The organism is Staphylococcus sp. 510 (genome assembly GCF_057219715.1).
Genome location: NZ_JBXVVK010000034.1, coordinates 1 through 4,285 on the forward strand (window position 1 = coordinate 1; position 4,285 = coordinate 4,285).

3 protein-coding genes and 2 pseudogenes are annotated in these 4,285 nt (G+C 31.0%); 1 reads left to right on the top strand and 4 read right to left on the bottom strand.

The window, feature by feature from the left end:
* Window positions 1-36: 36 nt before the first annotated feature.
* Window positions 37-435 (bottom strand): annotated as a pseudogene (locus tag AC2D8K_RS12375) (IS6 family transposase); the annotation flags it as partial.
* 40 nt (window positions 436-475) lie between these two features.
* Window positions 476-583, bottom strand: a pseudogene (locus AC2D8K_RS12380) (beta-lactam sensor/signal transducer MecR1); the annotation flags it as partial.
* A 96-nt stretch (window positions 584-679) separates the two neighbouring features.
* Between AC2D8K_RS12380 and mecA the strand changes: the two are divergent.
* Window positions 680-2,689 carry a PBP2a family beta-lactam-resistant peptidoglycan transpeptidase MecA gene (mecA, locus tag AC2D8K_RS12385; protein WP_063852638.1) on the top strand — a complete coding sequence of 670 codons (2,010 nt, stop codon included), beginning with the start codon at window positions 680-682 and terminating at the stop codon, window positions 2,687-2,689.
* A gap of 45 nt (window positions 2,690-2,734) precedes the next feature.
* On the opposite strand, the gene AC2D8K_RS12390 is transcribed toward mecA, so the two are convergent.
* Together AC2D8K_RS12390 and AC2D8K_RS12395 are read right to left on the bottom strand one after the other, a co-directional pair.
* A complete protein-coding gene (locus tag AC2D8K_RS12390; RefSeq protein WP_000872606.1) occupies window positions 2,735-3,163 on the bottom strand; it encodes a MaoC family dehydratase in 429 nt (142 codons plus the stop codon).
* Window positions 3,164-3,259: 96 nt separating this feature from the next.
* Complete coding sequence (locus AC2D8K_RS12395; RefSeq protein WP_000958858.1) at window positions 3,260-4,003, bottom strand: glycerophosphoryl diester phosphodiesterase; 744 nt, start codon at window positions 4,001-4,003, stop codon at window positions 3,260-3,262.
* Between the last annotated feature and the right edge of the window lie 282 nt (window positions 4,004-4,285).

A 4,285-nucleotide genomic window follows, 5' to 3' on the forward strand; every position in this document is an offset into this window, starting at 1 on the left:
GACTTTAGCCATTGCGACCTTCGTTGAAGGTGCCTAATCTGTAATTACCTTTTGAGGTTTACCAAATTGTTTAATGAGACGTTTGATAAATACATATGCTGAATGATTATCTCGTTGCTTACGCAACCAAATATCTAATGTATGTCCCTCTGTATCAATGGCACGATATAAATAGTTCCATTTTCCTTTTATTTTGATGTACGTCTCATCAATACGCCATTTGTAATAAGCTTTTTTATGCTTTTTCTTCCAAATTTGATATAAAATCGGGGCATATTCTTGAACTCAACGCTAGACCGTTAAATGATGAACGTTTACACCACGTTCCCTTAATATTTCAGACATATCACGATAACTCAATGCATATCTTAGATAGTAGCCAACGGCTACAGTGATAACATCCTTGTTAAATTGTTTATATCTGAAATAGTTCATACAGAAGACTCCTTTTGGTTATAATTATACTATAAATTCAACTTTGCAACAGAACCGTATATTTTATATAGAGCATTCTCACTAAAAAAATTACACATATCGTGAGCAATGAACTGATTATACTTAACATTAAAAAAGATGATAACACCTTCTACACCTCCATATCACAAAAATTATAACATTATTTTGACATAAATACTACATTTGTAATATATTACAAATGTAGTCTTATATAAGGAGGATATTGATGAAAAAGATAAAAATTGTTCCACTTATTTTAATAGTTGTAGTTGTCGGGTTTGGTATATATTTTTATGCTTCAAAAGATAAAGAAATTAATAATACTATTGATGCAATTGAAGATAAAAATTTCAAACAAGTTTATAAAGATAGCAGTTATATTTCTAAAAGCGATAATGGTGAAGTAGAAATGACTGAACGTCCGATAAAAATATATAATAGTTTAGGCGTTAAAGATATAAACATTCAGGATCGTAAAATAAAAAAAGTATCTAAAAATAAAAAACGAGTAGATGCTCAATATAAAATTAAAACAAACTACGGTAACATTGATCGCAACGTTCAATTTAATTTTGTTAAAGAAGATGGTATGTGGAAGTTAGATTGGGATCATAGCGTCATTATTCCAGGAATGCAGAAAGACCAAAGCATACATATTGAAAATTTAAAATCAGAACGTGGTAAAATTTTAGACCGAAACAATGTGGAATTGGCCAATACAGGAACAGCATATGAGATAGGCATCGTTCCAAAGAATGTATCTAAAAAAGATTATAAAGCAATCGCTAAAGAACTAAGTATTTCTGAAGACTATATCAAACAACAAATGGATCAAAATTGGGTACAAGATGATACCTTCGTTCCACTTAAAACCGTTAAAAAAATGGATGAATATTTAAGAGATTTCGCAAAAAAATTTCATCTTACAACTAATGAAACAGAAAGTCGTAACTATCCTCTAGGAAAAGCGACTTCACATCTATTAGGTTATGTTGGTCCCATTAACTCTGAAGAATTAAAACAAAAAGAATATAAAGGCTATAAAGATGATGCAGTTATTGGTAAAAAGGGACTCGAAAAACTTTACGATAAAAAGCTCCAACATGAAGATGGCTATCGTGTCACAATCGTTGACGATAATAGCAATACAATCGCACATACATTAATAGAGAAAAAGAAAAAAGATGGCAAAGATATTCAACTAACTATTGATGCTAAAGTTCAAAAGAGTATTTATAACAACATGAAAAATGATTATGGCTCAGGTACTGCTATCCACCCTCAAACAGGTGAATTATTAGCACTTGTAAGCACACCTTCATATGACGTCTATCCATTTATGTATGGCATGAGTAACGAAGAATATAATAAATTAACCGAAGATAAAAAAGAACCTCTGCTCAACAAGTTCCAGATTACAACTTCACCAGGTTCAACTCAAAAAATATTAACAGCAATGATTGGGTTAAATAACAAAACATTAGACGATAAAACAAGTTATAAAATCGATGGTAAAGGTTGGCAAAAAGATAAATCTTGGGGTGGTTACAACGTTACAAGATATGAAGTGGTAAATGGTAATATCGACTTAAAACAAGCAATAGAATCATCAGATAACATTTTCTTTGCTAGAGTAGCACTCGAATTAGGCAGTAAGAAATTTGAAAAAGGCATGAAAAAACTAGGTGTTGGTGAAGATATACCAAGTGATTATCCATTTTATAATGCTCAAATTTCAAACAAAAATTTAGATAATGAAATATTATTAGCTGATTCAGGTTACGGACAAGGTGAAATACTGATTAACCCAGTACAGATCCTTTCAATCTATAGCGCATTAGAAAATAATGGCAATATTAACGCACCTCACTTATTAAAAGACACGAAAAACAAAGTTTGGAAGAAAAATATTATTTCCAAAGAAAATATCAATCTATTAACTGATGGTATGCAACAAGTCGTAAATAAAACACATAAAGAAGATATTTATAGATCTTATGCAAACTTAATTGGCAAATCCGGTACTGCAGAACTCAAAATGAAACAAGGAGAAACTGGCAGACAAATTGGGTGGTTTATATCATATGATAAAGATAATCCAAACATGATGATGGCTATTAATGTTAAAGATGTACAAGATAAAGGAATGGCTAGCTACAATGCCAAAATCTCAGGTAAAGTGTATGATGAGCTATATGAGAACGGTAATAAAAAATACGATATAGATGAATAACAAAACAGTGAAGCAATCCGTAACGATGGTTGCTTCACTGTTTTATTATGAATTATTAATAAGTGCTGTTACTTCTCCCTTAAATACAATTTCTTCATTTTCATTGTATGTTGAAAGTGACACTGTAACGAGTCCATTTTCTTTTTTTATGGATTTCTTATTTGTAATTTCAGCGATAACGTACAATGTATTACCTGGGTATACAGGTTTAATAAATTTAACGTTATTCATTTGTGTTCCTGCTACAACTTCTTCTCCGTATTTACCTTCTTCTACCCATAATTTAAATGATATTGAAAGTGTATGCATGCCAGATGCAATGATACCTTTAAATCTACTTTGTTCTGCTTTTTCTTTATCTATATGCATATATTGAGGATCAAAAGTTGTTGCAAATTGGATAATTTCTTCTTCTGTAATATGAAGGCTTTTTGTTTTGAATGTTTCTCCTACTATAAAATCATCGTATTTCATATATGTCTCTCTTTCTTATTCAAATTAATTTTTTAGTATGTAACATGTTAAAGGTAAGTCTACCGTCACTGAAACGTAAGACTCACCTCTAACTTTCTATTGAGACAAATGCACCATTTTATCTGCATTGTCTGTAAAGATACCATCAACTCCCCAATTAGCAAGTTGGTTTGCACGTGCTGGTTTGTTTACAGTCCATACGTTCAATTCATAACCCGCTTCTTTTACCATTTTTACTTTTGCTTTAGTAAGTTTGGCATCTTCAGTGTTTACTATTTTAGCATTACAGTAATCTAAAAGTGTTCTCCAGTCTTCACGAAACGAAGTTGTATGGAATATAACTGCTCTGTTATATTGTGGCATGATTTCTTCTGCAAGTTTAACAAGCACAACATTAAAGCTTGAAATGAGCACTTCTTGATTCTGATTTAAGTTTGTTAATTGTTCTTCCACTTGCTTAACCATACTTTTAGAAAGTGCTAGTCCATTCGGTCCAGTAATACCTTTTAATTCTACATTTAAATTCATATTATATTCATTTGCTATTTTTACTACATCATCGAAAGTTGGCAAATGTTCATCTTTGAATTTTTCACCAAACCAAGATCCTGCAGAAGCATCTTTAATTTCATCATAATTCAATTCAGTTATTTCCCCGGACATATTTGTAGTCCGTTCTAAATAATCATCATGAATGATAATCAGTTGTTCATCTTTTGTAATTGCAACATCTAACTCCAACCAGTTTATACCTTCTACTTCTGAAGCAGCTTTAAATGATGCAATTGTATTTTCCGGAGCTTTACTAGGTAATCCTCTATGTCCATATACAGTTAGCATATTACCTCTCCTTGCATTTTTATTTTTTTAATTAACGTAACTGTATTATCACATTAATCGCACTTTTATTTCCATTAAAAAGAGATGAATATCATAAATAAAGAAGTCGATAGATTCGTATTGATTATGGAGTTAATCTACGTCTCATCTCATTTTTAAAAAATCATTTATGTCCCAAGCTCCATTTTGTAATCAAGTCTAGTTTTTCTGTACCCCTTATCTGCAATTTTACTTAGGATTGCTTTTAACTTACCTCTTATCTGCAATTTTACTTAGGATTGC